Source organism: Vibrio xiamenensis, assembly GCF_900100015.1.
Taxonomy (GTDB): domain Bacteria; phylum Pseudomonadota; class Gammaproteobacteria; order Enterobacterales; family Vibrionaceae; genus Vibrio; species Vibrio xiamenensis.
The window spans coordinates 332,322-358,362 of the sequence record NZ_FNDD01000002.1; the positions used below are offsets into that span (position 1 = coordinate 332,322).

A 26,041-nucleotide genomic window follows, 5' to 3' on the forward strand; every position below is an offset into this window, starting at 1 on the left:
AATTGTGCATTTTTGCATTAACTGTATAGATTAAACCTTGCTTAATATTTGCATTTATTATTTACTAAAAATTAAGTAGGCCTGTTTTAGCCGACAAATATGGATATAGCCAAATACAGAAAGGAGTTCTGTCATGTCGATCCCTTATTCCATTCGCCAAGCCCGCGCTGAAGATGAAGAAGCGCTGTATCAAATCTGTTTAAAAACCGCCAAAGCGGGCGTCGATGCCAGTGACGTCTACAGTGACCCACACTACCCAGGCCAGCTCTATGTGGTGCCTTATGCACGCTTTGAACCGGATTTAGCCTTCGTGCTGACCTGCGATGAGCAAGTGGTGGGCTACGCCGTTGCCACCGCCGACACGCGTCAATTCGAAACCACTCTAAACGAGCAATGGTGGCCGGTACTGCGCGAAGCCTACGCCAATCGCCAGCCACAAAAGCCGTTTGACAGTAAAGTGCTCAACCAGATTAATGACCCGCATGTTGCTGACCCAATGTTGGTGGAGGACTGGCCCGCGCATCTGCATATCAACCTGCTACCACAAGTGCAAAGTGGTGGCTGGGGCAGCAAACTCATCAGCGCTGTGATTGAAGCGCTTAAGCGTAAGCAAGTCAGTGGCGTGCATCTTGGCGTAAGCCTGCAAAACGAAAAAGTATGTAATTTTTATCAAAAACAAGGATTTACCCATATCGTTCGTAGCAACGCTATCTATATGGGTCGCAAACTGTAATGCAGAGGAAGGCAGAAAATGGCAAAGCTTGAACTTATCGGCGTGCGAAAAAGCTGGGATAAAACCGAAGTCATTCATGGCGTAGATTTAAAAATCAAAGACGGTGAATTCGTCGTCTTCGTCGGTCCATCTGGGTGTGGAAAATCCACCCTGCTTCGAATGATTTCCGGGCTGGAAAGCATCACCGAAGGTGCACTGGTGATCGGCAATAAAGAGATGACCACGACCCCACCTGCCGAGCGCGGTATCGCAATGGTGTTCCAATCTTACGCTCTGTACCCCAACATGTCGGTGCGCGATAACCTGGCCTACCCGTTAGAAATGGCGAAGCAACCAAAAGAGCAGATCAAACAAAAAGTCGCTCAAGTGGCGAAAACTCTGCATCTTGAACCCATGCTCGATAGGCTTCCTAAAGCGCTGTCTGGCGGTCAAAGGCAACGAGTCGCGATTGGGCGCGCCATTATTCGCGAGCCCGACATCTTTTTGTTTGACGAACCGCTCTCCAACCTTGATGCCGAATTAAGGCTACAAATGCGCATCGAAATTGCCAAACTACACGAGTCTTTGGGGGTCACCATGATTTACGTCACCCACGATCAGCTTGAAGCCATGACCCTTGCCGACCGTATCGTGGTGTGCCGCGATGGTAAGATTGAGCAAGTTGGCGCACCACTTGAGATTTACCACGACCCAGACAACCTCTTTGTCGCTGGCTTTATTGGCTCGCCAAAAATCAACCTGCTCAAAGGTGAAGTTGCCAACAGCTATCAGGGCCAAACACAAATTCGCGTTCCGGCACTTGGAATCGACAGCTTGATGATTGAGCTTGAAGCGCCGCTGCAAGAAGGCCAAATCATCAGCATAGGTTTTCGCCCCGAACACATTCTCGATGCTGTTGAAACCATACCGCAGCAGCACTGCTTCGACGCGCCGGTTGCCTTTAGCGAGCACCTTGGCCATACCAACTATCTGTATCTCGATGTCGGCGAAGAAGACATGTTTGTGGTCGAATCACGAATTCGCGATAGCGTTGCTAATAATGAGCGCGTGCGCTTTGCGGTTGATCCGCAAAAAGCGCTGCTGTTTGACGATAATGGCCTGCGCCTACGCTAACCAAACCATAAACAGCGTAAGCAAAAACGCCCTCAATTGAGGGCGTTTTCTTAGGCATAGCGTTGTGAGTAATCGCTTGTTTAATCATGGTTTTAAGCCATTCATTACAGCTTAAAAATGCTTCGCGACTTAACAGCTTATTTATCGTTATCGATATCCGTCGCTAACATATCCAGCAAGCGGTTCACCGCAAACCCCGCTGCGCCTTGCGCCCACATATGCGATTCGGTGAGAAAGTGAATTGGCGTCACCTGCGGCGTGATACGCAAGCGATACTTCTGGAAACTCTGCAGCGCTTGGTCGAGTAAAATTCGCGACACGGTTTGCGGCTCCGTGGTCAAATAGATGATATCGGGGTCAAAGGCGATGGACAAATTCGCCAACGAAACCCCAAGGTGATGACCAGCCGTGGTTAGGGTTTCCAAGGTTAATGGACTTGGGTTTTGCTCAAGCTCTTGTAACGTACGTGGGGGATTACGCTTATCGATACTTGGGTCATTTTCCCATAGATAGTGCAAAATCGCTCGCGACGAGGCAACATCTTCAAGCACTCGCTCTGTGCCATCTCCAATTAAACCGTTACCAATCTCACCAGCGTTGCCGTGACGACCACGATACAGCTGGCGATTGAGAATAATTCCGGCACCAATGCCTTGACCATAAGTGGCAATGATCGCCGAGTGGGCTTGACCAATTTGACCAAACACCACCGTCGCCAGCGCCAGAGCGTTGGCATCATTTTCGATAAACACCGGAATCGAAAAGCGCTCACTGAGCTGAGCGGCGATATCAACATTGTTCCAGTCGAGCAAAATAGAGCGTAAGCAATAGCCAGAATCTGGGTCAACAATCCCAGAAATCGCTAGGCCAATCGCACCAATTTGACGCTGCGGCGCCGATGATTTCATAAACTTGGCTAACGCATCACCGAGCTGCTTAGGGGTGAGTTTTCCCGCCGGGATCTCCTGCTCGCTTATCAAGGTGCCGGCTAAATCCGTCATCACGATAAGATTTCGCTCAGCATTGAGCTGAACCCCAATCACGTAAGTAAAGTCTGGGTTGATTCCGAGTAAGGTTTTTGGCCTGCCCATCGAGACTTTACGCAGCCCTAGTTCGCGAATTATGCCTTTATTCAAAAGCTTATTGGTGGCTTGCGACACAGCCGACATACTCAGCGCACTACGCACCTTTAAGTCTGACTGGCTGATGGAAGCATGCTCCACAATCAAGCGCAGAATACGAGTTGTGATAGATGGTGGTGTCGGCATAAATTTAGCTCAAAATGATTTCGTTTATGGTTGTTATGTGGTCGATAGCACAGGGGTGCGGGCTAATAAAAGTGCGCCATCTAGCGCGTCACCTTTGGCGGCAATCAGGGCGGCGCGGCTTTGCTCATCAAGCCAAGGCTCAATGGGTTTGGCAAGCCCGCCCATTAAAGTGGCGCCATTCTCGCCTTGCGCGGTTAAATAATCCAGTATTTGGTCGATTTCTCTTGCTGTCTGTCGCACAAGTCGCGTTGCAAGCGCATCGCCAAGCTCTGCGTGATGAAAAGAGGTTGGTGAGAATTGCCCCCAATCTGCTGGGGTTGCTTGGCTTACCCAACTGAGCATCTGCTCCGGCGAATGGGAAAAATAGTCCATAACTTCATGCGTAAACGCACTAGGTGGTAATAAATTCTCATGGGCTTGCAGCGCACAACGCACCGCGCGGCGCCCTAACGTCGCGCCAGAACCTTGATCGGCGAGATCAAACCCCCAACCGCCGACTTGGCGAAATTCAGCACCGTCCCAACGCACGCCCTGACTTCCGGTGCCAGCGATCAGCACCGCGCCAGCGTCCCCTAAATGGGCGCCGATGCAAGCAATCTCCGCATCAGAGAGCACTTGCAAACTGGCAAAACCAGTCAGCATTTTTTCTGCGCGTAGGCGATACGACTCAACGTTCGCCCCCGCCAGCCCCAGTACCACGCTGGTTTGAGCAGAAGATTCTAGCGCTAAACCGGCTTGCGCATAGGTACCAGAAATCAAACGGCTCACCGTTTCTAAAGCTTTATCAAAATTCGAATAAATGTTGGCTGAGCCAGCCTCGCATTCGGCGAGCACAGTGCCATCCGCTCGTGTCAGACGTGCTCGGCAGCGAGTGCCTCCGCCATCCACACCGATAAAATATTGACAGTCCAAATTGTCTCTCCTTGCTCTCTTAGCGAGAAATCGGTCACATCCAAGTTGTCACCTCTAGCTAAAATAGGAAAAAACCATGACGATATCAATAAAAAAGATTCCATATAAATTAAGTTTTAATATTTTATAAAGTATAAATAACTGTTTTTTAATAATTAAAGTTAAAATGAACAAAATACATTCAGCATAATTATTTATATTACTTTTTTTCGTGAACTAAATGGAGTAGATTAAATATCACTCATCCATTGATATGAATTGTCTTGCCAGAATGGAGCTTGGCTCAAGACATCGCTGGCCAGGGAGGAAAAATGAAAGTAGCGATAATTGGATTAGGACATCGACTTTCTCACGTCGCCAAAGACATGAAGAAAGCCGACCCAGAATTTTCAATCACAGGTTATGTTGACCCAGCGCCCGCGGGGCTGGACAACTTACACCAATTTGGTATCGAACCCGGCCAATCTTATTCAAGCCTTGAAGAGATGTTGGAAGCTGGCGGTTTTGATTTACTGATGGTCGGCACACCGAACTTTTTGCACCTTGAGCATATTCGCGCCGGACTGCAAGCGGGTTACACCGTATTCACCGAAAAGCCTGTGGTTATCGATAAGGCTCAGAGCATCGAGCTGGCAAAACTGGTGCGCGAATACGGTGAAGACAAGATCATCGTCGGTTTGGTGCTACGCTATTCACCGCTCTATCAAGATTTGGTCAACGCCAAAGCGCAAGGCGTATTGGGCGAAATTACTTCCATTGAAGCCACCGAGCATATTCCACCATATCATGGCGCATTCTTTATGCGTGACTGGCGCCGAATGGAGAAATACGCGGGGCCGTATATTTTGGAAAAATGTTGCCACGATATCGATCTCTACCAAGGCTTGGTGGGTGAACGCCCAGTTCGAGTTGCCAGCTTTGGCGGTCGCAAATCGTTTACCCCACAGCACACACCCACTGGCGCAGTGACCGCAGATTCGGAAATGTATCATACCAAGCCAAGCGGTTGGAGCAGCACCGATGCGGTGTTTGATAGTGATGCCGACATCATCGATTACCAAAACGCAATCATCGAATATCAAGGTGGTGCGACGTTATCGTTTCACGCTAACTTGAACGTACCCGATGAGTTTCGCCGCTTCTGTGTGATCGGTACGGATGGCCAAGCTGAAGGCGATTTTGTGCGTAACTTCTTCAAACTGCACGATGCGCGCACCACAGATTGTTTAATCGACAAACAGTATGAAGGCAGCGCCTATGACGGCCATTACGGTTCAGATGAGTTAATGGCGCAAGAAGTGGTCAATCACATGCTACGCGGCACGCCGCTCAAAGTATCGGTGGTGGATGCTCTCGAAGCAGGCTTAACCGCGATTATGATCGATGAGGCGCGCAAACAAAAAGCCGTCATTGATATGACAGAGTGCTGGGCTGAATTTGACCAAGCGCTTGGCCGCTAACCCAAGCATCGAGTCACAACCTCTCCCCCTATCACGCCGCTGAAATAACAGCGGCGTTTTTATGCCCAACTTAAACCAGCGACTTAACCAATACTGCTTCGACGTAACGATCGCCAGGTGTAAAATGCTCACCTTGGCGGCGATATCCCGCAGCAAGATAGTAATCGACTAGGAATGGGTGTTGGCTTGGCGTTTTGAGGGTCAGATGCGTATGACCAAGCGCTCGCGCCTCACTTTCAGCCAAATCGAGCAACGCTGAGCCGAGTTTTTGCCCCTTGCAGTTAGGATCAACCGCCAAGCGGCTTAGCACCAAGCCGTATTGTGGGTAATGACTGAGACGACACACGCCCAATAAAGCATTGCCACGCAGGCACAGATACACTTCATTACGCGCTATCCACTGCTGAACAACCGCCAACTCAACCGTGGCAGCGCTAAACACAAAGGCATCAAGCGCATGACAACCAAACGCGCGATGCAATAGCGTCTGAACTGAGCAGGCATCAGCTGCACTAGCAAGACGTAATTGAACAAGGTCAGACATCAAAAAGTTTCTTTAACCCGCTTCTAAGTGCATTTATTCTCTAGCAAAAACCATCTTGTTGCATGCAAAAAACCGCCATCATAGAAACAAACTAATCATTTGCCTAATTAGCGCATTCAGTAACTAGCTTATTTACGTAAACAACTGATTTAAGAAACTAACGCAGGCACTCGGCAAATGCTTTTTGGTGACACGGGTTGCAACGCTGTTTATCCACCACTCTTAGTAGCATCGCAATCGCCGCTTGAGGAGTCGCGAATAACCGCGCTTCGCCGATTTTGTCCAGATAGCCGCTGTCTTTAAGTTCATCAATGACTGCATGTTTTAGAGCGATGATCGCTAGGTAACCGCCGGCGGATTCAAGTCGCTGCGCTTCTTGCTCAAGCATTTGCGCTCCTGCCAAATCAATAAAGTTAATCCCTGAGCCGATCATCAACACCAGCGTATTGCCGCTTGATGTTAATTCACGAAGTCGGCGCTGCACATGGTCGGCAGAGCCAAAAAACAGTGAGCCATCGACTCGAATCAGTTTGATTTGCGGGCACCAGTCAGACTGCTTAAGGCCGATTTGGTTAAGTTGCTGGTGAAACGAAGCCTCTTGCGCGGTCAGCTCAAGTACGCGTGGGCGCGAGGTACGGCGTAAATACAGCACCAAAGACAACATCACGCCGACATAAATGGCAAACTCCAGTTCGATAAACAGCGTCGACAGGAAGGTCGCAGCCAGCACCGCCACTTCGTTATAATTCGCGCGCAAAATCTCTTTAATATGTTTGAAATCAAACAAGTTCCACGCAATCAGCATAATCGAACCGGCAATCGCTGGCATCGGCAAATAAGCAGTGACGTCTGGAATGAACACCACAATCAGCGCTAGCAGCAGCGAGGAGAATATCGCCGCCAGAGGTGTCTGCGCGCCAGCGTCATAATTGGCGCCAGAACGAGTAAATGACCCAGAGCCAACAAAACAGCCGAAAAACGCGCCAACAAAATTAGACAGCCCTTGGCCAACAAACTCTTGGTTACCATTAATGCGCTGACCTGAGCGTAGTGAAATGGCGCGCGCAATCGACACCGCTTCAATCAAGCCAAGCATGGCGATGGCTAAAGCGCCAGATGAGAGCGTTTTAACGGCGCCGGCACTGAATTGCGGGGTAGCAAAAGATGGCAGTTCGCTCGGTAAAGCCCCCACCAAAGCCACACCACGTTGGGGGCCGTCTATCGCCCAGCTCAGCAAGCTCGCCGCGCCAAGACCGAGTAACAGATGTGGTAACTTGCGGCTGATACGTCGCGCAATCACACTAATGATGAGAGATACCGCGCCAACCGCCAACGACAAACCGTGAGTATTCGGAATTTGCAGTGCAATCGCCTGCAGTTCATCCACCAGCGACAAACCGCTAGCAATTTCAACGCCGAGTAGATGTTGCAACTGACTGGCGGCGATTAACACCGCGGCACCTGCGGTAAAACCAATCACCACAGTGTGAGAAATGAAGTTGACTAAGCTACCAAGGCGCAGCGCTCCCATCGCCAATTGAATCACGCCAACCATTAGCGTGAGCGTGACCGCTTGTTGAATGTAATCCTCTGCGCCGTTCGCCAGCGGGCTAATGACACTCATCAGTACAATCGAAAGTGCCGCTGTCGGCCCCGACACCATATGATGGGAAGAGCCAAACAGCGATGCCAAAATGCACACCACAATCGCCGAATACAAACCATATTCAGCGGGCAAACCGGCAATCAACGCGTAAGCCACCCCTTGCGGCAATGCGATCACCGCGCCGGTGATCCCCGCCAGCAGATCTTTTCCGAACATCGCTTGGTTGATTTCTCTGCCCCACTGTAAAAAGGGCAGTAATTTCACTAAATTGGCGGGCATCTACTGGTTCCTCATAACATTGCTAGGCCAATTTAGATATAATTCCATCACGCGTAAAACGAAATAAACTGGCCGTCACAACCAATATTTTCGAATCTTACTTTCGACCCAATATGGAGCGTTCTAACCATGGATATGGTGCTGCTAAAAACCTTTCTTGAAGTGAGCCAAACCCGCAATTTTGCAAAAGCAGCTGACAAACTGTGCGTCTCGCCATCGACCATCAGTGCGCGAATTCGCCAGCTTGAAGAGCACCTGGGGATTTCGCTGTTTACTCGCAAGCATCATCAAGTGTTGCTCACACCGGCCGGAGAGCGCATGGAGCGCCATGCGCACTTTATTTTGCAGGCTTGGGATCGCGCATACGAAGATACCGCGCTGAGCGAAAAGCACAAACGCCGCTTAGTGATTGCCGGTGTCGCAAGCCTCTGGGATGTGTTTTTGCAGCGCTGGCTCAATGATATCTACCGCGACTTTCCAACCCTGGGCATTCGCGCCGAAGAGAGTACTCCGCTACGCGTGGTCGACAAATTAGAAAAAGGCATGATTGATCTTGGCTTTCTCTACGAGCCGCCACTAATCAAGGGCATCGCTGTAGAAGAAATCACCAAAGTACAATTACAACTGGTCTCAAGTGAGCCTGAGCAAAACGTCGAACACGCGATTGGCGAAGGTTATATTCGCGTCGAATGGGGCAAAACCTTTGCCACTCTGCACGAAAGCTTTTTTCCCCAGCGATTATTAGCGCGAGCCCGAGTCAATAGCGGCGGTATTGCGCTTAGTTTGATTCGCTACTGCGGCGGCGCGGCTTATCTGCCCACTTCCGTGGTCAGTCCGCTGCTGGCAAGTGGCGAGCTACACAGCGTCGCTGATGCGCCCAATATTGAAATGAAAGCCTACGCCGCATACCACGTGCGCAGCGAGCAAAGTGAACTGGTTAAAGAACTGCTGAGTCACGATCAGCATTTCTAGCCAAGCTTGTTAGTGTTTTGAACATGCTATGCCTTATGTTTACCCACATAATCCGAGCATTTAGAAACAGATAGCGATATCATTTGACTCTGCGGTGAGAGGCTGTATTTTGTTGCCGTATTTTAAGTGTGCCTGCCTTAAGTGCCCTTCGGTGACTTAAGCTATCGACTGTTAGTAGAGAAAATCATGAACGGAATCTTATCCATCCAAAGCCATGTGGTATTTGGACACGCGGGCAATAGCTCGGCGGTGTTCCCTATGCAACGAATGGGGTTAGAAGTGTGGCCCATTCACACGGTGCAATTTTCAAATCACACGCAATATCCACAAGGCTTTAGCGGCAAGAGTTTCGATTCTGAAGACATTCGTACTTTGGTCAAGGGCCTTGACAACATCGGCAAACTTAAAGATTGCCAAGCGGTGATCTCCGGCTATCAAGGCAGCGCAGACCAATGCTTGGCCGTGGCGCAAGCCGTCGAACAGATTCGCGCCCAAAACCCAAACGCGCGCTATGTGTGTGACCCTGTGATGGGCGACCCGCAAAAAGGCTGTATCGTCTCCGATGGCGTCGCTGAGCATTTGGTGCAAACGCTGATGCCGATGGCCGATGTGATCGTGCCCAACCAATTTGAGCTGACCGCATTTACTGGCGTTGAAATAAGCAACCTTGAGCAAGCCATCACCGCCTGTCGTAAGGCGTTGGATCTTGGTCCGAAAGTGGTGCTGGTGAAACACCTGCACTCGCTAGCGCAAGGCGTATTCAGCACCATTCTTGCCACCGAGCAAGGCTGCTATTTGATTGAGCGCCCGGAGCTGGAATTTGCCAAAGCGCCCGTCGGTGTTGGCGATCTGATCAGCGCTATTTTTACCGCCTGTTTGGTAAAAGGCATGGCCCCACTTGAGGCGTTTCGCCACACCAACAACGCGGTGTATGGCGTATTGGAAACCACTGCGAAACATGGTTCATGGGAACTGATGACAGTCTTTGGCCAAGAAGAGATCGTCAATCCAAGCCACGATTTCGCGCCGCAGCCAATTGGCTAACTTGCCAAGCAGCAACCACAAAAAAAGGAAGCCTTAGCTTCCTTTTTTATCGCTTAAATCAAGACTTAACCGTAGATATCGTACGCACCTTCAATGGCGTGAATCAAGTCGACAATCAAAGTGTTATACGGCGTTGGCACACCATAGCGTTTGGCCTGCTCGACAATCGCGCCGTTGATGGCATCAATTTCCATTTTGACGTGATTTTTGCGGTCTTGGTACATCGAAGAATAACCACCGCCTGCGGTTTCACACACACTCTTGACCATTTCTAACGCTTCACGGCGGTCGAAATATGTGCCGTCTGCTTCCGCCACTTCAATCGCTTCATAGATTAAGCGCTTGGCAAAATCCCATGCGTGTTGGTTTTTAAGCATGTAACCAATCGGCGTTTGAGTAATGGCGGTAAAGGTATTGACCGACAAATTGACCAGCAACTTACTCCAGATAATGCGCTGAATGTCATCGGTCACATCAATCGCAAAACCTGCCTGTTCAAGTAGCTGCGCGGCGGTTTGAATCTGTTGTTCGGCGTTGAAATTGCTGCCAATCGTGGTCACGCCAGAAGCGGGATGCTTGATTTGGCCGCGGGTTAAGTTCACCGCGTTATGCTTACTAGTGCCGATAATAATATTATGTTTATCAACGTATTGTTCGATAAGCCTGTCGTTACCCGCGCCGTTTTGCAGTGTCATCACCAAGGTCGTAGGCTTAAATAGCGCGCGGTTTTGCTCCAGCGCCACTTGGGTGTAGGTGGATTTAACAAACACAATCACCACATCCACCGCCTGCTCGCACTCACCGGACACATACGCCGACACACCGCTAAAGGTGCGTTGCTCGCCATTTGCCTCAGTCATCACAATGCCGCCTTGGTTGATCGCCTCAACCTGCTCTTTAAGCGCATCAATCATGATCACTTGATGATGCTGACTTAAATACGCGCCATACAGACAACCCATCGCGCCAGCGCCAATCACCGCAATTTTCATAACTCTTGATTTCCTTACACCATCACGCCGCTGACTCATGACTCAGCGCGCAACAAATAACCCAAGTGAATAGTTTGCAGTATATAAACGCCGCTCTATCGCCAGCAAATAGCAAAAGTTTCGTATCAAGAAACTTATTTTTGAGATATTCTCTTAGCAAGAGAATTTTACGCCAATTTGATGAGTATTCTGCCGCGCTTTCATGGCTTTGCATCAAAAACCAGCCAAATGTACCGTTATAAGAACCAAATCAGCGCCCCGAATCACCTCGCGAGAGCTAGTTATCATGGACCTAAAACCCAACGACCATACAACGATTAACCGCCATATCGGTGCGCGCATTCGTACCCATCGCAAAAATCGTGGCATTACCATTCAAGCGCTCGCCGAGCGTATTCACAAAAGCCGCGCGACGGTTTCGAAATACGAAACGGGTGAAATTGGTTTGGATATGGTGACACTGTTTGCCATCGCATCAGCGCTGGAGGTGACGCCCAATCAGCTGATCGATTATCGCGTCAATACGCCTAAAGCCGCGCTGCCTAATTCGGCGCTGAAAACCTTTCACAACGCCACTCAGCTGTACTTTTACTTTTATGATGGCCGCTATAACCGCTTAAAAGATGGCGTGATCAATATATTGCCGCTGGAAAGTAGCCCTAAGCCCTCCGCCAACCAGCAAACTGCGACGCTGACCATCAGCGTGGTGACGCCCAATGGCAAGAACAGTGAAATCTATTACCTTGGTGATGTGACCTATAGTGACAGGTTAATTCGCTTCTCTTTTGTGAATCAATACAACACGTTAGAAGAGAGCCTACTGTATATTTTTAACCCGCTGGAGCTCAGAGACAGTACCTACGGCATGTTGTGTGGCATATCATCTGCTGACATGCGTCCGTGCGCGTTTAAATGTTTGGTGTCGCTAACCAGCCACCCCTACTCAGATGAGCTTAAAGAGCAGCTGCGCCTGACCAAAGATGAACTCAAAGAGTCAAAGAAACTGAATATGTTGGTGATTGATAATGTGCTGTGACCAACACAGCTTAAGGTTAATGCCAACCTAAGCCGTGTGGTCAACTATATAAAATCGTAACAACGCAATTAGGCGACAGCCTGCTCGGTCGCTTGGTTGTGCTTAGTGCCAAGAAAAGCTAAACACAGAGCCGCAACCAATGAACAAAGCCCCATCAAAAGCGCCACATACGCGAGTACGGATGCCAACTCGTCGCCACGCTCAAAGCCTTGTTGCATTAAAATACCCGCAAGCCATGGCGATACAATCGCCCCGGCGCGCCCCATTCCAATCACAAACCCGGTACCAGTGGCGCGCACATGGGTGGGAAACACCACTGCCATTAAGGTGTAAATGCCCGATACTCCCGCATTCGCGAAAAAGCCCGCTGCGGCGGCCAGAGAGCTGAGCTCGGCAAGTTGCGGCTTAGATTGACCAAACAGCGCCACCGCAAGCGAGGTCAGAACTAAAATTACCATCGTCAGAGGTTTGAGACCAATGCGGCGACTGAGAAAGCCAAAACTCAACCCGCCTAATACGCCACCCACGTTGACCCAAAATAACACGCCCGCCGCCGATGCTGCACCAATGCCCATCTGCACCACGATTGCCGGTGTCCATTTGAGAATGTAATAGAAGGTTAGCATTTGGAATAAGTAAGCCAGCGTCATCAAAAGTGTTGCCGCTAAAAGCGCCGGGCTAAAAATATCCAAAATCGAGCTTTTGGCTTGCAAGCGGTTAGCGTTTAAGGCCCGAGTGATAGGCAGTGAAGCCACACCAGTATGACCGAGCTTTTTAAGCGCATGATTGACCCGCGCTAAGGCATTTTGGGGCTGCACACGAGTGAGCCAATGCACCGATTCTGGCAGCAATAACCAAGTGATGGGAAACAGCGCGACCGACAGCCACGCGCCAACGATGAACATATCGCGCCAGCTCGCTCCTTGAGCGCCGAGGATTGCATGCCCTATCGCGCCGCAAGCAATACCGCCAAGGGGATAGCCAATCACCATCAGTGAAATGCACAATCCGCGCTGCTTGTGGTTAGAAAATTCCGCCACTACCGCATTGGTTGAAGACAGCAAACCGCCAATTCCCAGCCCTGTGTAGATGCGCACCGCGCTGAGCGTTTCAATGCTACTAGCCAAACTTGCCGCCCACATTCCCGATGCCATGACCAGCAAACAGCTGAGTAACATAACGCGCCGCCCCAGTTTGTCAGCAATGCCGCCGAGCACAATCGAGCCGATGGCCATGCCAATCAGTTCCATCGACAGCACTAAACCAAGCTCGGCGCGATCTAAGCCAAACTCCGCCATGATCCCAGAGCCCGACACTGCAATGGCTAACACGTCAAAGCCATCCACAGCGCTGAAAAGCACCGTCAAAGCTACAATCAATACTTGGATACGCGTCATCGGTTGTTCATCGATAAACTTGCGCGGGTCAATAACACTCGCCGTCATGGTTACTCTCAATTAAAAACGTCTAGATGGCTAAATCATCTAGAGTTCTCAGCATGAGAGCAACTCAAGTTTGCTCATAGCGATCATGAATGAAATTCAAGATAAGGTATAAAAGTGTTAGCTGAGCTCAATTCCCTTATCAGACTGAGCTGGCAAAGATTGAGCTGGCGTCAGCGGCGCATGACTGTCGAAACGGCGAATCGAGGGCGTCCAACTGGCCAAGAGCGTGGCCACCACCACCGCTGCTGCAGAAACCAACAACACCTGCTGATAACCGAACTTAAGCGCTAAAGGCCCGGCAGCCAATTCACCAAGTGGAATAGTCACAAACGAGCCGAGCGCATCGTAGGCGTAAACTCGCGCCAGTTTGTGAGCTGGAATATGGGTTTGCAGCGCGTGTGACCACACCACGCCAAACACCCCAAAACACAGCCCGGCGATAAAAAACGCTGCCATCAAGGAATAAGGCGAAGCTTGCAGGCCGAGCAAAGCCATGGGCGGCGCGCAAAATACAATGCTGAGCACCCCGATCCATAAATCACGTTTTGGACGCCAACGCAGCGCGGCAAACGAACCAACCATCAAACCTAAGCTTTGCGCGGCGACAATAATCCCCCAATTGGCGCGGCCAAAAGTGTCGTCTGCCACCACTGGCCCCAGAATCATCATCACGCCACTAAACGCGGCGTTCACGATGGCAAATTGCACCACCACCGCCCATACCCAAGAGCGAGTGATAAACTCACGCCAACCTTCGCGCAGGTCATCAATAATATTGCTCGCCGCCGCCAGTTGCGAAGGACCGACGGTGCGAATCATTTGATAAAGCGGCGCAGCAATCGCAAAACCGAGAGCATCAATCACTAGCCCCCACCCCGGCCCGACTGCGCTGGTGAGCAGTCCGCCCAGCGACGCGCCCAAAATCGAGCCGCCATACACACCCGACTGAATATAGGCGTTGGCTTCTCGCAGTTTATTCTCTGGCACGGTTTGCGGCACTAATGCCGATGAGGCTGGCAATGCCATACCAGCCGCCGCGCCATTGACCGCGCCAAGCACAGCTAATGAGACAATCGACGCGCTGCCACCCAGCACTAACCATGCAACCGCGCCTTGCGATAACGCCGCCACCAGCGAGGACAAAAACAACACTGCACTGCGCGAATAGCGATCCGCCAACACACCGCCAAGCAATAGGAAAATCACATTAAATAGCGAGCGCACCGCTACCACTATGCCTAAATCAGCGGCGCTGCCGCCCATATCCAGCACCGCAAACGCCAACGCAATTGGGGCGATACCGTTACCAAGCACGGTTAACAGACGAGCAAAAAACAGATTACGAAACGCGCTGAGTTTAAACACGCTACCGTGGGCAAAATGGGCTGGTGATGAATTCACAATGATGTGACCTGTTAAATAGGAATGAAAACGCTTGGCGAATCAGAGACTCCACCAAAAGCAGCGACGCGCAATTATGTGGCGCGATGCACGCTTAATCAATACCCGTATACCAAGCAAAAGTCACAACCATCGACGTTTGTTGCGCTAAGACAAATTTACGCCATTTTTCGGCTTAGAAATGCAGAGCGTTATTGAACGGACTTAAATTTAAACGCTAGATCTTGAGCTATAAAACACATTGCATCTTAAAGGTGGACTGAATATTTCCCTATCGCCAATAATATTCGCGCTGTTTAATTCATTCCGAGAAGCATGTGTTCTCGATGTGAATCGTATTCCAAACCATAAACCATCATATTTAGGGTAATACATCAATTTCTTGGAAGCATTCTAAAACTTGGATTCCTATTGCTTGTCAATGCAAATAATAGCTGTTAGAGATATCGAAAACCTATTGCCATAACGATATTTATTAATCGTATTTCATGAGCGTATATTTATTAAAGTCGCGTTTTCAATCCTTACTCAGACCGATAGTAAAACGTTTTTATCATTGGGGAATGACCGCCAATCAAATTACTTGTGTTGCGGCTTTCCTTACCATAACAAGCGCTTATCTGCTCTGGTCATTCGGCCCTAGTTTATACTGGTTAGCCTGGCCGGCGATATTGCTGATTCGTATGGCGATGAATGCAATAGATGGCATGTTAGCGAGAGAACACAATCAAGCCTCTAATTTAGGGTTTATTTTAAATGAGCTGTGCGACTTATTATCCGATGGCGCGGTATATATTTCGTTTCTTGCCTGCTCAGCGTTTAATCCCTATTTACTGATTAGCATCGTGTTATTTTCTTGGCTAAGTGAATTTGTTGCGCTCCTCGCACTTCATATCACAGGGCAACGTGCTAATCATGGCCCAATGGGCAAAAGCGACCGTGCTTTGGTTTTCTCTTTATTGGCCATTTGGGTTGCCATTGGCCAGCCGCAATATTGGTTGGTCAGCATGATTCAATGGCTGCTGATCGCTCTCTTGTTTGTGACCATCTACCGACGCATAAACACCACTTTATAGGAACCTATCATTGCAACAAGATACTTTTATTGCTGAAGACGACACTCAGATCGTGTTTCGCTACTGGCATGCAACTCAACCATTAAATCGAGTCATTATATTGTTGCACCGCGGACATGAGCACTCTGGACGGATGCAAGAACTCGCCGAGTTTTTTTGTCGTCAGGGTTATCATGTCTACGCTTGGGATGCGCGCGGTAATGGGTTGTCCGGCGGTGAGCGCGACGCAGCCAGCAGCTTTAATGTCTTCGCTCGAGATCTCGATCAATTTGTCAACTTAGTCAGCCAGCAATCCGGTGTTGCGATCCACAATATGTTTGTGGTTGCTAGTAGCATGGGCGCGGTTATCGCAGCCAGTTGGTTGCACGATCATGCGCCCAAAATTCGCGGAGTCATACTGGCAACAGCCGCTTTTGAAATTCAGCTGTATGTTCCCTTTGCGACCCCGCTTCTCAAATTGGCGCGCCGTTTTGGTTGGATGCCAAGGGTCAGCAGTTACGTCAAATCAAAAGTGCTCACCCATGATCGCATGCAACAAAAGCTATATAACCATGACCCATTGATTTCCGGCGGTATTTCAACCGACTTACTGCTCGATACTCTGTACACTGGCCAAAGACTGATTGCCAACGCTGGCGCTATCGATACTCCGATGTTGGTGCTATGCGCGGGTAAGGATTGGGTAGTCAAGCGATCATCCCAACGTAAATTCTTTCAGCGCCTGACCTCAAACTGGAAAGAATGGCGCTACTATCCCGACTGTTATCACGCACTGTTTCACGAAGACTCACGACAAATCGTGTTTCGAGACTGCCTCGATTTTATCGATCGTGTGTTTAGCGCCAAGCCTCAAAATACCGATTATCAGCAAGCCCACCAACGCGGCTATAGTCGCGACACTTATGACGCGCTGCGATTGCCATCGCTCAATCCCGTTTTCCCGCTGACAAAATGGGCAATGGCGACATTAGGCCAACACAGTGATGGGATTAAACTTGCTCATCAGTGCGGTTTTGATTCGGGGCGCAGCCTGGATTATGTGTACGAAAATCAGCCTCGCGGTCGCAATGCTCTGGGACGCATTATCGATAGCATTTATTTGAACAGCCCTGGCTGGGCGGGCATTCGACGCCGAAAGGACTTGATTGATCAGTTGTTAGAACAGCAATTGGAACGCATCAAAGACAACGGCAATATATTGGATATCGCCGCTGGCAACGGCCGCTATCTACTACCGCCTTTGACCCGTTATCCGAATGTTCAAGCCGAACTTCGCGACTATGACGCTAATAACGTCAAACTGATTCGTCAAAGTGGAGAAGCGTTACAACTCCAACATCTCGATGTCGTCCAAGCTGACGCTTTTGCTCCTCAAAGTTATGCGGTTGAAAACAAGTTTGACGTGGCGATCATCTCGGGGTTATTTGAATTGTTTGGCGACAATCCAACCATTCAAGTCGCATTAGATGGCGTAGCGAAACAGCTAAAGCCCGGCGGTATCTTGATCTACACCAACCAAGCTTGGCATCCACAACAAGAATTCATCGCGCGAACCTTAACCAATCATCAGGGTGAACCCTGGGTCATGCGCTGCCGCTCTCAAGCGGAAATGGATCAATTGGTCAGCCTAAGTGGATTGAAAAAAATCCAAACCCAAGTTGAAGACGCTGGCATCTTTTCAGTATCTGTGGCGGTCAAACCCTAATGGATAACGCGGCGAGCACCACTAAGCCGTTTCGCCATGCCATGGTATTTTCCGGCGGTGGATTTCGCTTTGGTTATTATCTTGGCATGCACGCCGCCGCCAGTGAATGCGGGCGTCAGCCCGATGCGATTTTTGCCGCTTGTGGCGGCGCGATTGCCGCGGGCATTGTTGCATGTTTTCAAGACGATGAAAGCCGTAAACAGGTGCTTGTCAGTCAAGAAATGTATCGCATGTATCGAAGAATTCAGGTGCAAAGTCAGGTGCGATTATGGCGAACATTAACAGCCGCCATAGGGCGTTTTTGCTCAACCTCCATCCCTCGCTCGGCGGCTAACCTTGCCCAGTTCGCGCTGTTTAATGTTGAAGATGAAAACGACACGCCGCTATTTCCGTTTCGAGGCGATTACGCCGGTGAGCCACACATTGCCATCATCGCAGCAAAGGTGTTAGCTTCAAGTCAAACCGGCAAGGCGCAAACTCATGCGCCATCCTTTGCTGAAGCAATATTATGCAGCCCCAAATTAGCCATGGCGCTTGGCAGCTTTCCCTATCAGCCGCCATCACCACGAATCAGCGAAACGCTACAGTTAGAGACATCAATTCCGCTGGCAACGGCAATTCGAATCTCGATTGGTGATATTGGCTATCTTGCGCCATTTACCCACCACCACACATCGTATATTGGCGGAATGCTCAATTTGATTCCACACCAATACGCGCGCCATTGCGCCAAGCAAATTACGCTGGAATTAAAGCAGCCGTTTTCACCCTTCACTGCCGTGCCGGTGTTCAAGAAATATCTTGGTTTTGATCCTAATCGGCGCCTGCGAGAGTGGCATGATAGCGCTGTCGATAACTGGTGTGATACCAGTGATAGTCACCGTGTGCTCAAAGATGATCAGATCAGGAAAAAACTTGCATGGCGGGCGAACCGTTTGATGGTTGAAGCGCCGCCAAGCTACGATGCATTTCAAAAAATGATGCTCGCGCAGTGGCAATATGGCTATCAGCGCGGTTTGGCGTGTTATCGCTCGCCTAAGAATATTCGAACGAGAATGCGCAATGCCAATCGGCTCAATACATCCGCTCAATTTCGCCAATTGATGGAGCGCTAATGGACAATCCAAATACGCTCAAAACAAAGCGAGTATTGATTATTGGTGGTACACGAGGATTGGGCCTAGCGCTTGCCCAACACTATTTAGCGATTGGCTGCCAGGTCACCATTTTGGGCCGAGATGTCAGTCAAATTCCCACCTCGATACACATCGATTACCCACATGTGACCTGCGCGAGCGTGGATGTCGGTGACCAAATGGCTTTGGCGGAATTTTTCTCATCCTTAGAAGAGGTCCCCGAACTCTGCATTTATAACGCCGGCTACTATTTTAATCAGCGTAAACAGCGGTTAACCCTAGCGGAAACCAAGCAGATGTTGGCGGTCAACAAATTCGGCTTTGACGATTGCTTTCGCATTGTAAGCCAGAAAATGCTCGTTGCTGGTCGTGGACACTTAGTCGCCATTGCATCGGTTGCTGGCACCATACGCTCTAAACGCCCTTCGCTATATGCGATGCTCAAAGCGCAAATGATTCACTCCGCACTGGATTACCGCGCCACCTTGCAGCCCTTTGGGATCAACGTGACAGTGATTGCTCCTGGGTATATTGACACGCCAAGGTTAAGAGAATTAAACGGCGGCGATGCCACCCATAAACCGTTTTTAGTGTCACAGGCAACCGCGGTGGCGGAAATCACTCAGGCAATCGAAACGCAGCGAGCGCTACATATATTCCCTAAGCCAATGAAATATATAAGCTACTTACTCAATTTGTTGCCTGTAGGTATCACCGAACAGATTGTTTCAAAACGCAAATAGCGCTGGCTCCATCAACTGGTAACTAAACATCCACAACACAGGCGCACTGATAAGCAAGCTATCGATGCGATCAAGCAAACCGCCGTGTCCGGGGATCAGCGCTCCCATGTCTTTCACCCCAACTCGCCGCTTGTATAGCGAGACCAGCAGATCGCCGCAAATCCCGGTGATCGCCAGCAACATACTGACGCTCAACGCAACCATCGGTTCAAGATCAAGCAGATAACCACCGACAAAAACGCCCAGCAAACTGCTGGTTAACACCCCACCCAGTGCGCCTTCACGCGTTTTGTTGGGGCTCACGTTTTGCAGCAGCTTAGATTTTCCGCACGATTTGCCCCAAAAATACTGACTGACATCATTAATCTGAGTGACGAAAAACAGATAAAGCACCCAACTGATGCCATCTCCTTGCGCATCAAAAGCCAATAACTGCGACATTGCGACTATCGAAGCAAATAAACACAGCAATAACGTCATTGATAATTTTTTATTGCCGTGGCGCAGCGATGTTGTGACCGCCAAAGTGAATAAGAGCGAAGATAGAACCAGCAATGACACCAGCGGACTCACTGACCACAATGCTGCAGATGCGGGCAATAACACCACCCCAATTGCCGCATTCCACTTCGATAATGGATGGTGCTGGCTTAATATTTCCAAAGCGCCATAGGCACCAAGCAGCCATATCAATAGCTGAAAGTAGCGCTGTCCGGCAAATGTGACTAACGCCAGCACGCCGAGCATCCACCACCAAGAGCGAACCCTTAGATAAAAATTACCCTGCTTATTTATCGGGCTTACCAGCAGGCCGCCCATGACCGCGGATAACACCAGTAAACAGCCATTGATAAAGACTTGATCAACCATCACAACGGCCGCCTTGCATCGCGAGCAATGTGGGCTCAGCTAGGTAGTGCTCAGGAACATGAGTCGGCCATGCTTTAGCCTCAATACGCTGTGCCAACTCTTCGTCGTCGCGGCCTTGATATCGGGCATAACACAGTATCGCAGCCACGCTGCGGCTTATGCCCATTGTGCAATGCACATAAATGTCTTCCGTTGGATAGCGTTGTTGCCACAGCTCAAGTAGTCGGCAAATTTTTAGCATCTGCCGCGCATCAATCGGCGCTAAATCAAGCAAGGGTAAAGATTGATACTCTAGCCACAAGCTTGGCTGAGCGGCCAATTCAGCGCCTAAATCCAAGCAGCGCGTATTTTGAGGTAGTGCAGCGCGCTCTTTAGCCGAGAGATGGCGCCCTAGGTACAAATGCACCCCGACTGAAATAAAAGCCGCTGAACGGCGCCACACTTTCCCGCGCCATAACAAATGGTAACCAATAAGATAAGGCCAAATAACCATTCGGCGAACATGCTTCAGCCCCCCATCTTGCGCTTTACCAAGTAGACGAGGCCGCCTGCTTAAATACGCTATCGACAATAATAAACAGCCAAGCGAACAATACACAAATAACACGGACAGCGAAGGAAAAATCCCGGCCAATAATAAACACATCAACATATTTGCCACATAGAAAAATGCAATCGAATTAAATGTGTAACGGCGAGTTAGCCAAATAATCGCCGCTGAAAATATCAATGCGCTGATAATATCGATAATATGATGTTGCTGTGTGAACAGCGTCGACACAATTAACAGCCCACTCCAAACCCCTAACATTAACGTCACGAACCAGGTTTTAGGTCGCCATAATTTAAGTGGTAATGGTTTAGAACAAGTTGTCTGGGGTAATTGTGCTGTAAACAAAATGATTGCGTACATTACATGCAGCGAAGGCATCTGATTATATTGGTTATCCACGGTATGCAAAACATCATACCAGGGTGACCAGACACCAAAATTGGCATGATCCACCGCGCCATAGCTAAGCGGAAAAAAGAAAAATATCAAGCCAGAACTATGGGTTGCCAGTGTTGTCTGCTGCAATAGGCGTTGTAATGAAGCCCTAGATTGAGAGCGTAAGAACGCCAAACCAAAAAGCAGTCCCGAACTCATATACGGCAATATCATCCAACCTATCGGGCGAATTTGCTGATCCCAAGTGCTGATCATCGATGTATGAACATCGAGGCTTTCTGCATGATAATGATTGGCGTAATAAATAATTAAAAACAGTATCCATTGCCATCCAAGTTGAATACTGCGTTGCATGATACTGGTTGGTTGGGATGTTATTTTTTCAACCATGAAAAAGCTCAATGTCTAATAATCTAAAAATAGTAAATGAAGCAAATCGACCACTGCAATCAGTTTGCCTTATCGGTATATTTTTGTTTGAACAAGCTTCCTATTTATCATTCGCCGACAAAAGGGTTACCTCAGCTAATTTCTAACTGCCTCGAACTTTGCAGTTTCAATGAATAGAAAAAGATCAATACGATTGAGCAAATAAAAACGCCGTACAACAAGCTGCGGCGTTTGGTGCACCAGAATCTTATCAAGGGGTTATAAATTGACTATCACACTTGGCGCGCAAACCTCCGTATTGAGATTACACAGTTGGTAGAGATAACTCGCGCCGCCCACGCCATTCACCTCATCGAGATGGGCGCCGCTGCCGTTGCTGTCACTATCAAAACTGCCGATAGACTGTTGATCACGGCTAATCGCGACTTGCGCCGCCGCGCAGCTCCAACTCAATTGCACTTTTTGCCGCCCTTTCACTTTGTAGCCCTCAGCGCTCAGCGCAAGGCAGCTGTCTCCGACATTAACGGTTTGCTCACTAACGTCCGTCGCTCCGCTATCATCGGTGACCGTTAACCTAACCTGATAAGCGCCTGCGACTGAATAGTCGTGAATCGGCGTTTGAATATCCACCGTGCTGGCATCACCGCTGAGTGTGGCACCATCACCGAAGTCCCACAGCCAAGACACCACGTTGCCATCGGAATCACTGCTGGTATCGCTAAAGCTAACGGCTAGCCCTTCAACACTGTAGGAGAAGTCAGCCAGCGGCGGGTTGTTAATCAAGCCACTACCATCATCAATCACCACGTCAAAACGACTTAATACTGGGTCGATTGGGCTGGCAAAAGTTACACCACCACCGCCAGCAAACAGTAAGCCCACGGGATGATTTCCGGTTTGAGTGACGATCAGCGAACCTGAATCGCCGCCAGCACTGAAAGTCGTCGCATCGTTGTTATCGTTATCGGCAATCGAGAATTGGTTACTAAACAGCGCACTTTTACGACAAGTACAGAACAGCGCGTTACAACGCACGCTATAACACACTTCCACCGTGGTATTAATAGTTTGCACTGTACCGAGGGTGTGCGATGTCGTGCGGCCATATTTTTGCACCTGTTGACCCAGTGCGGCGGCGGCGGTCACACCACTAGGAATGCCGTAACCATCTGATGGTGTGGCATTACTAAGTTCAAGCGCCGAGCTTTGCGCAATCGCAGCATCCATCGCATTATTGCCATTGAAGTTAATCGCCTCAAAATCGGAAAGCTGGCCAATCACATCACTGGATTCAACACCGCCATCGTAGCTACCGGGCTGAAGAATGTTGTCGCCAAGGCTAGCTGCATTGCTGTCGGCGTAAACATGGTTATTGCTCAGTGCATACACATTCCCACCAGCGTCAATCACCCGAGCGCCAATCGTACCGGCAGTAATATTAGGATGCCCCGACGATATTCCAATTGGTGCTGGGCGAACCCGCGCCGTCGTATCAAACTGCGCCATAATTAACCCGGTCACTTGGCGCTCTACTTTGATGCCATCAAGCTGGTTTGGGATTCCTGACAGCGCAGTGTCACGGACAAAAACGCGAATAATCACTTGGCCTGATGCGTCAATACCAACACCGCTACCGAGTACACCATCTATTTTCATTAGCCCCGGCGCGTGTTTTCTCTGTGCAGTTATCGCCTGTTGAATCAGAGGATGTAGCTTGGTTAAACCCATGCCCGTGGCAGAATTTTGCGCAGCATGCGCCACGCCAATCAGGCTTAAGTGGATTTGCGCGTTGCCAAGCGCCAACACGCTTAACAACGCTAAAAATAAGCTGCGACGCACAAGGCGCGCTATCATTGCATGTTTCATCGTCACTCTCCGCTTAGCGGCCAGTGTGAGACTTTGTGACCACCGATTAGCAAAAGTTCATGACTAAAGTTTAGTTAATTAATTTATCAGTAAAGACGTAATGCGCAGAAGCACTGTGCTATCACCGCTAAGAGGCGAAATGATAACGAAAAATAATCACAACTTTTTTGTCGCTAGCGAAGAAGAATCCATCCGCCTCTAAAACCCGTGCTTATACTTATAAACTATCGAGGTAGATAAACCGGAGAGTCCAGTGAAGCATATACGTTCTCAGATATTTACTGCGCTTTGCGCTGTGCTGTTTTCTACTTCAAGCTTTAGCGACACCTTGATTGGCGACTTTCGCCATCGACCGCCGGAAATGGTGGTTGACCTAGATAACTACCAATTGAGCGGGCCACTTAAAGACGTCATTGAACAGGCGGCAGCTAAATTAGGGCATACCATTGAATGGCGTGTGGTGCCATTTATTCGCAGCTTGGACAATCTCAAAAACCACAAAACCGACATCGTGCCACGAGTCGTTCATACCATAGAGCGCACCGAATTTATTGAATATCTGGGCCCTATCGGGATAGAGCGTTATGACATTCACTTTGTGACTCAACTAAACGGCCCCAAAATCGCCGACTATCAAGACTTACGTACCCTGCAGATTGGTATGAAACGCGGCACCGCTTATTTCGTGCGCTTTGACAACGACACTGAGCTGCATAAAACCGCCGTGGCGGACGATTTTAACCTCGCTCGTATGCTCAGAGCTGGGCGTATCGATGCAGTGATTGTGTTGGATCTGCCAGCGCTCATCGCTGAATTGCAGGCAATCGAATTTAAACACTACCAACTCGCCGACTATGTGTATCCGAATCCTATCGGTAATTATTACGGCATGCCGCTTAACCATCCTCAAGCGCCAGCGTTCAATCAAGCCCTTACTGAGATGCGTCAAGACGGCACGATCACCAACATTTACCGTAAATATGGCTTATCCTTGCTCGAATAACACGAGTTGCAGAAACTTGGCCAACGCCGGGTTATCAGAGCTTTTTTTATACACCAAATTCAGAGCAATCGACTGTGGCAAGTTATCGAGCGCCATATAGCCAATGCGCGGTGATTGACGCGCAAAATGGCGTTCATTCACAATCGCCACACCGCCCCCAGCGGCGACTAAGCCCAAAATCGTTCCTTCGCCATGCGCCCATTGGGTCATGCTTGGGCTCCAACCAACCTTGTCAAACAAGCTTTGCTGCCAATTGTGATAATAAGGGTCTGCGCTATGGGTTAAACGTACCGCCGGCAGCTGATTTAGCGCCTCGATACTCATATCTGCAGAAATTTTATCTTGCCAATCCATCGGGTAAGCGAGCACTAATTTATCTTCGCTGATCGGTTTAATCGCGTATTCATCAGACAGCGACGGAAAATAATACAAAAACGCCGCATCAATTTGCTCAAGCTCCAAGCGTTTAAGCAGTACCATTGGAGAGTCAGAAAACACTTCCAGTTCCACGGCTAAATTGTCATCGCGATAACGATTGAGTGACGTGGTCACCTCACCTTCCCACAACACAAAATCAGGGACACCCAATGCCAACGTTCCGTATTCGGTGTTAGCAAATTGGCGCACTTTGGCGTTTGCATCTTCAATTTGGCGAAAGATCGCACCAAGCTGCTTCTGGTACACCTTGCCTGCGCGGTTCAAACACAAACCTTTAGGCAAGCGGTCAAATAGCTGCACACCAAGCTCACTCTCTAATTCTTTGATTTTTCGTGAAATGGCAGGTTGAGTAATGTGTACTTTTTGCGCAGCTAAACGAATATTTTCGGTTTCAGCAACGGCTAAAAAGTACTTAAGGTGGCGTAATTCCATTCGATCACTTCTTAAACGGCATCGGTTGATAACTATATGTCAATTTCTTTAATTACAAATACGAAGCATTATCGTTTCGATATTTTGCACCAGCATCTATTTTGTCAGTGAATGGCTTCACGATTTTGTCATGGCCGGATTTCGCCCTGATAAAACGACGCTCGATAGTAACGCAACATCGAAGTCTTGTCTGGGTTTGTCGGCGTGGATTCGCTTTACTCGCCATTTTTGCCACGGCGCAAAGCACCTGTACTAACGATGCAAACTCACCTAATAAATGTGTAAGACATTAATTTAATACCTTGATTTTATTTAATTTATAAAAATATTCATAGCTCTTTGCAGTGTAGGATTCTGAAAATGGAAAAGATTGTTAGTGGTTGGCGTATCGCCAATTCGAAAAATGACACCAAGCGCGCATTACTGTGCTGCGTGCCAATGCTGGCTTATTCTGGGCTTAGCTTTGCCGAGCAACAAACCAATAATGATGAAAGTGCTCATCGCGTTAACACCGTGACCGTCTACGGCCAAGCCCTCTCCGATGATGCCAACACCACCGTCGCCAAAGAGTTGTGGGTCGGTGGTAAAGTCGCCACCAGTGTTGTCGATACGCCAGCGCTCGTTTCGG

At 49.2% G+C, this 26,041-nt stretch carries 23 protein-coding genes; 12 read left to right on the forward strand and 11 right to left on the reverse strand.

Annotated features, from left to right (window positions below):
- The first annotated feature begins 133 nt into the window (after positions 1 to 133).
- Both BLS03_RS03125 and BLS03_RS03130 read left to right on the forward strand, forming a co-directional pair.
- On the forward strand, positions 134 to 733 hold the full coding sequence (locus BLS03_RS03125; protein ID WP_093269510.1) for a GNAT family N-acetyltransferase: 600 nt from the start codon (positions 134 to 136) through the stop codon (positions 731 to 733).
- Between the two features lie 18 nt (positions 734 to 751).
- Positions 752 to 1,846: an ABC transporter ATP-binding protein gene (locus BLS03_RS03130; protein ID WP_093269513.1), complete on the forward strand. Its 1,095-nt coding sequence runs from the start codon at positions 752 to 754 to the stop codon at positions 1,844 to 1,846.
- 137 nt (positions 1,847 to 1,983) lie between these two features.
- Here BLS03_RS03130 and BLS03_RS03135 read toward each other — a convergent pair whose 3' ends face one another.
- Both BLS03_RS03135 and BLS03_RS03140 read right to left on the reverse strand, forming a co-directional pair.
- Positions 1,984 to 3,114 (reverse strand): ROK family transcriptional regulator, encoded by a 1,131-nt coding sequence (locus BLS03_RS03135; protein ID WP_093269516.1) that lies wholly within the window; start codon positions 3,112 to 3,114, stop codon positions 1,984 to 1,986.
- A 33-nt stretch (positions 3,115 to 3,147) separates the two neighbouring features.
- Entirely contained in the window at positions 3,148 to 4,026 is an 879-nt protein-coding gene (locus tag BLS03_RS03140; RefSeq protein WP_093269519.1) for a glucosamine kinase nucleotide-binding domain-containing protein, read from the reverse strand.
- 311 nt (positions 4,027 to 4,337) lie between these two features.
- Here BLS03_RS03140 and BLS03_RS03145 point away from each other — a divergent pair, with 311 nt between their 5' ends.
- Positions 4,338 to 5,486, forward strand: coding sequence for a Gfo/Idh/MocA family protein (locus BLS03_RS03145; RefSeq protein ID WP_093269521.1), 1,149 nt, complete (start codon positions 4,338 to 4,340; stop codon positions 5,484 to 5,486).
- A 70-nt stretch (positions 5,487 to 5,556) separates the two neighbouring features.
- Here BLS03_RS03145 and BLS03_RS03150 read toward each other — a convergent pair whose 3' ends face one another.
- Both BLS03_RS03150 and BLS03_RS03155 read right to left on the reverse strand, forming a co-directional pair.
- Positions 5,557 to 6,030: a GNAT family N-acetyltransferase gene (locus tag BLS03_RS03150; RefSeq protein ID WP_093269524.1), complete on the reverse strand. Its 474-nt coding sequence runs from the start codon at positions 6,028 to 6,030 to the stop codon at positions 5,557 to 5,559.
- A 157-nt stretch (positions 6,031 to 6,187) separates the two neighbouring features.
- A complete protein-coding gene (locus BLS03_RS03155; protein WP_093269526.1) occupies positions 6,188 to 7,915 on the reverse strand; it encodes a SulP family inorganic anion transporter in 1,728 nt (575 codons plus the stop codon).
- A 129-nt stretch (positions 7,916 to 8,044) separates the two neighbouring features.
- Between BLS03_RS03155 and BLS03_RS03160 the strand changes: the two genes are divergently transcribed.
- Positions 8,045 to 8,887, forward strand: coding sequence for a LysR family transcriptional regulator (locus BLS03_RS03160; RefSeq protein ID WP_093269529.1), 843 nt, complete (start codon positions 8,045 to 8,047; stop codon positions 8,885 to 8,887).
- A gap of 186 nt (positions 8,888 to 9,073) precedes the next feature.
- Positions 9,074 to 9,931 carry a pyridoxal kinase PdxY gene (gene pdxY, locus BLS03_RS03165; protein WP_093269531.1) on the forward strand — a complete coding sequence of 286 codons (858 nt, stop codon included), beginning with the start codon at positions 9,074 to 9,076 and terminating at the stop codon, positions 9,929 to 9,931.
- 65 nt (positions 9,932 to 9,996) lie between these two features.
- On the opposite strand, the gene BLS03_RS03170 is transcribed toward pdxY, so the two are convergent.
- Positions 9,997 to 10,923, reverse strand: coding sequence for a ketopantoate reductase family protein (locus BLS03_RS03170; RefSeq protein WP_176765506.1), 927 nt, complete (start codon positions 10,921 to 10,923; stop codon positions 9,997 to 9,999).
- Between the two features lie 286 nt (positions 10,924 to 11,209).
- Between BLS03_RS03170 and BLS03_RS03175 the strand changes: the two genes are divergently transcribed.
- Complete coding sequence (locus BLS03_RS03175; RefSeq protein WP_093269610.1) at positions 11,210 to 11,959, forward strand: helix-turn-helix domain-containing protein; 750 nt, start codon at positions 11,210 to 11,212, stop codon at positions 11,957 to 11,959.
- 68 nt (positions 11,960 to 12,027) lie between these two features.
- Here the strand turns inward: BLS03_RS03175 and BLS03_RS03180 are convergent, their stop codons facing one another.
- Both BLS03_RS03180 and BLS03_RS03185 read right to left on the reverse strand, forming a co-directional pair.
- Positions 12,028 to 13,404 (reverse strand): MFS transporter, encoded by a 1,377-nt coding sequence (locus BLS03_RS03180; protein ID WP_218121987.1) that lies wholly within the window; start codon positions 13,402 to 13,404, stop codon positions 12,028 to 12,030.
- Between the two features lie 117 nt (positions 13,405 to 13,521).
- Complete coding sequence (locus tag BLS03_RS03185; protein WP_218121988.1) at positions 13,522 to 14,805, reverse strand: MFS transporter; 1,284 nt, start codon at positions 14,803 to 14,805, stop codon at positions 13,522 to 13,524.
- 488 nt (positions 14,806 to 15,293) lie between these two features.
- On the opposite strand from BLS03_RS03185, the gene BLS03_RS03190 reads away from it, so the two are divergent.
- Genes BLS03_RS03190 through BLS03_RS03205 form a run of 4 tightly spaced genes read left to right on the forward strand, consistent with a single transcriptional unit; the run spans position 15,294 to position 19,465 of the window.
- A complete protein-coding gene (locus BLS03_RS03190; RefSeq protein ID WP_093269536.1) occupies positions 15,294 to 15,881 on the forward strand; it encodes a CDP-alcohol phosphatidyltransferase family protein in 588 nt (195 codons plus the stop codon).
- Between the two features lie 10 nt (positions 15,882 to 15,891).
- Positions 15,892 to 17,586 (forward strand): bifunctional alpha/beta hydrolase/class I SAM-dependent methyltransferase, encoded by a 1,695-nt coding sequence (locus BLS03_RS03195; RefSeq protein ID WP_093269539.1) that lies wholly within the window; start codon positions 15,892 to 15,894, stop codon positions 17,584 to 17,586.
- A complete protein-coding gene (locus BLS03_RS03200; RefSeq protein ID WP_093269541.1) occupies positions 17,586 to 18,701 on the forward strand; it encodes a patatin-like phospholipase family protein in 1,116 nt (371 codons plus the stop codon). Before BLS03_RS03195 ends, BLS03_RS03200 begins: the two co-directional genes overlap by 1 nt.
- Positions 18,701 to 19,465: an SDR family NAD(P)-dependent oxidoreductase gene (locus BLS03_RS03205; RefSeq protein ID WP_093269544.1), complete on the forward strand. Its 765-nt coding sequence runs from the start codon at positions 18,701 to 18,703 to the stop codon at positions 19,463 to 19,465. The genes BLS03_RS03200 and BLS03_RS03205 overlap by 1 nt, the downstream gene beginning before the upstream one ends.
- Here the strand turns inward: BLS03_RS03205 and BLS03_RS03210 are convergent.
- From BLS03_RS03210 to BLS03_RS03220, 3 genes are all read right to left on the reverse strand, one after another.
- The gene (locus BLS03_RS03210) at positions 19,451 to 20,335 is read right to left on the reverse strand and encodes a phosphatidate cytidylyltransferase (protein ID WP_093269547.1); all 885 of its coding nucleotides are present in this window, start codon (positions 20,333 to 20,335) and stop codon (positions 19,451 to 19,453) included. The genes BLS03_RS03205 and BLS03_RS03210 overlap by 15 nt on opposite strands.
- Positions 20,328 to 21,674: a hypothetical protein gene (locus BLS03_RS03215; RefSeq protein WP_093269549.1), complete on the reverse strand. Its 1,347-nt coding sequence runs from the start codon at positions 21,672 to 21,674 to the stop codon at positions 20,328 to 20,330. The genes BLS03_RS03210 and BLS03_RS03215 overlap by 8 nt, the downstream gene beginning before the upstream one ends.
- 258 nt (positions 21,675 to 21,932) lie before the next feature.
- Positions 21,933 to 23,540 carry a PKD domain-containing protein gene (locus tag BLS03_RS03220; protein WP_093269552.1) on the reverse strand — a complete coding sequence of 536 codons (1,608 nt, stop codon included), beginning with the start codon at positions 23,538 to 23,540 and terminating at the stop codon, positions 21,933 to 21,935.
- 253 nt (positions 23,541 to 23,793) lie between these two features.
- On the opposite strand from BLS03_RS03220, the gene BLS03_RS03225 reads away from it, so the two are divergent.
- Positions 23,794 to 24,543 (forward strand): substrate-binding periplasmic protein, encoded by a 750-nt coding sequence (locus BLS03_RS03225; RefSeq protein ID WP_245696550.1) that lies wholly within the window; start codon positions 23,794 to 23,796, stop codon positions 24,541 to 24,543.
- On the opposite strand, the gene BLS03_RS03230 is transcribed toward BLS03_RS03225, so the two are convergent.
- Positions 24,526 to 25,413, reverse strand: coding sequence for a LysR family transcriptional regulator (locus BLS03_RS03230; protein WP_093269554.1), 888 nt, complete (start codon positions 25,411 to 25,413; stop codon positions 24,526 to 24,528). The genes BLS03_RS03225 and BLS03_RS03230 overlap by 18 nt on opposite strands.
- A 360-nt stretch (positions 25,414 to 25,773) precedes the next feature.
- On the opposite strand from BLS03_RS03230, the gene BLS03_RS03235 reads away from it, so the two are divergent.
- Positions 25,774 to 26,041: hypothetical protein (locus BLS03_RS03235; protein WP_218121989.1), on the forward strand; the 268-nt coding region annotated here is incomplete at its 3' end.

Excerpts from the sequence above, each read along its gene's own strand:
- BLS03_RS03125 (WP_093269510.1), top strand. The coding sequence starts at position 134 with ATGTCGATCCCTTATTCCATTCGCCAAGCCCGCGCTGAAGATGAAGAA.
- BLS03_RS03130 (WP_093269513.1), top strand. The coding sequence starts at position 752 with ATGGCAAAGCTTGAACTTATCGGCGTGCGAAAAAGCTGGGATAAAACC.
- BLS03_RS03135 (WP_093269516.1), bottom strand. The coding sequence starts at position 3,114 with ATGCCGACACCACCATCTATCACAACTCGTATTCTGCGCTTGATTGTG.
- BLS03_RS03145 (WP_093269521.1), top strand. The coding sequence starts at position 4,338 with ATGAAAGTAGCGATAATTGGATTAGGACATCGACTTTCTCACGTCGCC.
- BLS03_RS03150 (WP_093269524.1), bottom strand. The coding sequence starts at position 6,030 with ATGTCTGACCTTGTTCAATTACGTCTTGCTAGTGCAGCTGATGCCTGC.
- BLS03_RS03155 (WP_093269526.1), bottom strand. The coding sequence starts at position 7,915 with ATGCCCGCCAATTTAGTGAAATTACTGCCCTTTTTACAGTGGGGCAGA.
- BLS03_RS03160 (WP_093269529.1), top strand. The coding sequence starts at position 8,045 with ATGGATATGGTGCTGCTAAAAACCTTTCTTGAAGTGAGCCAAACCCGC.
- pdxY (WP_093269531.1), top strand. The coding sequence starts at position 9,074 with ATGAACGGAATCTTATCCATCCAAAGCCATGTGGTATTTGGACACGCG.
- BLS03_RS03170 (WP_176765506.1), bottom strand. The coding sequence starts at position 10,923 with ATGAAAATTGCGGTGATTGGCGCTGGCGCGATGGGTTGTCTGTATGGC.
- BLS03_RS03175 (WP_093269610.1), top strand. The coding sequence starts at position 11,210 with ATGGACCTAAAACCCAACGACCATACAACGATTAACCGCCATATCGGT.
- BLS03_RS03180 (WP_218121987.1), bottom strand. The coding sequence starts at position 13,404 with ATGACGGCGAGTGTTATTGACCCGCGCAAGTTTATCGATGAACAACCG.
- BLS03_RS03190 (WP_093269536.1), top strand. The coding sequence starts at position 15,294 with ATGAGCGTATATTTATTAAAGTCGCGTTTTCAATCCTTACTCAGACCG.
- BLS03_RS03200 (WP_093269541.1), top strand. The coding sequence starts at position 17,586 with ATGGATAACGCGGCGAGCACCACTAAGCCGTTTCGCCATGCCATGGTA.
- BLS03_RS03205 (WP_093269544.1), top strand. The coding sequence starts at position 18,701 with ATGGACAATCCAAATACGCTCAAAACAAAGCGAGTATTGATTATTGGT.
- BLS03_RS03210 (WP_093269547.1), bottom strand. The coding sequence starts at position 20,335 with ATGGTTGATCAAGTCTTTATCAATGGCTGTTTACTGGTGTTATCCGCG.
- BLS03_RS03215 (WP_093269549.1), bottom strand. The coding sequence starts at position 21,674 with ATGGTTGAAAAAATAACATCCCAACCAACCAGTATCATGCAACGCAGT.
- BLS03_RS03220 (WP_093269552.1), bottom strand. The coding sequence starts at position 23,540 with ATGAAACATGCAATGATAGCGCGCCTTGTGCGTCGCAGCTTATTTTTA.
- BLS03_RS03230 (WP_093269554.1), bottom strand. The coding sequence starts at position 25,413 with ATGGAATTACGCCACCTTAAGTACTTTTTAGCCGTTGCTGAAACCGAA.